The organism is Streptomyces capoamus (assembly GCF_014654935.1).
Lineage (GTDB): Bacteria > Actinomycetota > Actinomycetes > Streptomycetales > Streptomycetaceae > Streptomyces > Streptomyces capoamus.
Map to the genome: position 1 here is coordinate 132,678 of NZ_BNBF01000011.1, position 1,873 is coordinate 134,550.

The following is a 1,873-nucleotide window of genomic DNA, read 5'->3' on the forward strand; positions in this document are numbered from 1 at the left end:
CGTCACCCCAGCGTCACCGCACCGTCACCGCACGCCCCCGCACACGCGTCGCACCCCGCCCCAGCTTCCGCACCAGCCACGGCATTTGGCACCCTGTGTCCTTCGGGGGCATGCCCGGGGAGGGGAGAACGATCATGAACGCGTTGCAGACCGGAGGTACCGACGTGCGGGCCGGCGACCCCCGCATCGGCTGGAGCGGCACCGACACACCCCCCGCCCCCGTCCTCCGCCACCGCCGCGACGGCATCCTGCCCGCCGTCGCCGCCGCCCTCTCCGTCCGCGGCGCCACCCTCACCGGCACCGCCGCCCGCAGCGACCAGCCACCCGCCCTGCACCCCCTCGTCAAGGACTTCCTCGACACCCTCACCAGCGCACAACGCCACCGCTTCACCGGCCGCTGCGCCGAGACCATCCTCATCTCCCGGCACCTCGCCACCGCCGACGCCGCCCGCAGCAGACGCGCCGCCCGCAGACCCATGACCAACGGCGAAGCCCGCAAAGCCCTCAAGAACGCCAAGCTCACCGCCCGCCGCATACGCGAGGACGGCGACCCCCTCCACGGCAGCTTCGCCGCCCCCTGCCGCGCCTGCACGGCCCTGAGCGCCCACTTCGGCGTCCGCATCGTCGACCCCGCCGCCCCCGACGACTGACCCCGCACCCCCGCACACCGCCGAACCACCCGCCGAACCACCCGCCGAGCTCGACGAACGAAGAGCAGATGCACCCCGACCGCACCTCGACCACACGCTTCCCCGTACCCGTCGACGCCGCCCTGCGCGCCGCCGGCTGGCAACCCGGACGCTGGGACATAAAACAGGCCGAGATCTGGGCCGACATCCTGCGCGAACACACCTCACCCGCCGGACACCGGCACACCGTGTTCCCCGCCGCCGTCGAAGCCTGGGCCGAATTCGGCGGCCTCACCATCACCCCCGCCGGCCCCGGCCGCCAGATCGCCCCCGCCGCCCTCCACCTCGACCCCCTGCACGGCCTCCACCTCGCCCGCACCCTCGGCGACCTCGGCCGCGCCCTGGGCACCGAACTGTGCCCCCTCGGCGAGGAGACCGACACCGCCGCCCTCCTCGCCGTCGACGCCGAAGGCCGCGTCTACACCATCGACCACACCGGCGACTGGTACCTCGGCCCCGACATCGACCACGCCCTCGCCGCCCTCGTCACCGGCATCCCCCCGGTACGCCTCACCGCCGGCTGACACCACCGCCCCTACCCCGCCGGAATCACCGCCGACACCCGGAAACCCCCCGCCTCCGTCGGACCCGACACGAACACCCCGCCCAGCGCCAGCACCCGCTCCCGCATCCCCACCAGACCGTTCCCGCCCGACGGCAACCCCGCCGACGCCGACGCCGGCTCCGGCGGCGGCTCGTTCTCCACCTGCATCGCGATCTCCGACACCCGGTGCGCCAACCGCACGTGCGTCTTCGCCCCCGCCGCGTGCTTGTGGACGTTCGTCAACGCCTCCTGCACCACCCGGTACGCCGTCTGCTCCACCTCCGCCGCATACGACCGCACCTCCCCCTCGACCGACAGATCCACCACCATCCCCGCGGCCGCCGACTGCCCGATCAACTCCTCCAGCTCCGACAGACAGGGACCCTCCGCCGCCCCCTCCGCCGCCGCCACCCGCGAAGCCGCCGCGACCGCCGCCTCCCCCACCACCGCCAACGACGCCGACGCCACCCGCCGGCCCGCGTCCTCCCCCGCACGCAGCACCCCGAGCATCTCCCGCAACTCCGTCAACGCCTGCCGCCCCATGTCCCCCACCAGAGCCGCGTTGCGCACCGCCTTCTCGGGATCCTTCCGCGCCACCGCCTGCAACGCCGCCGCGTGCACCACCATCAGACTCACCCGG

General features: G+C 74.3%; 3 protein-coding genes. 2 read left to right on the plus strand and 1 reads right to left on the minus strand.

Annotated features, from left to right (window positions below):
• Positions 1 to 134 precede the first annotated feature (134 nt).
• Both IE312_RS19095 and IE312_RS19100 read left to right on the plus strand, forming a co-directional pair.
• On the plus strand, positions 135 to 650 hold the full coding sequence (locus IE312_RS19095; RefSeq protein WP_189983346.1) for a YwqJ-related putative deaminase: 516 nt from the start codon (positions 135 to 137) through the stop codon (positions 648 to 650).
• Between the two features lie 68 nt (positions 651 to 718).
• Entirely contained in the window at positions 719 to 1,213 is a 495-nt protein-coding gene (locus tag IE312_RS19100) for an SUKH-3 domain-containing protein (RefSeq protein ID WP_189983348.1), read from the plus strand.
• Positions 1,214 to 1,224: 11 nt separating this feature from the next.
• Here the strand turns inward: IE312_RS19100 and IE312_RS40845 are convergent.
• Positions 1,225 to 1,873: sensor histidine kinase (locus IE312_RS40845; RefSeq protein WP_229900119.1), on the minus strand; the 649-nt coding region annotated here is incomplete at its 5' end.

Coding starts and splice junctions, on each gene's coding strand:
- IE312_RS19095 (WP_189983346.1), top strand. CDS start 135: ATGAACGCGTTGCAGACCGGAGGTACCGACGTGCGGGCCGGCGACCCC.
- IE312_RS19100 (WP_189983348.1), top strand. CDS start 719: ATGCACCCCGACCGCACCTCGACCACACGCTTCCCCGTACCCGTCGAC.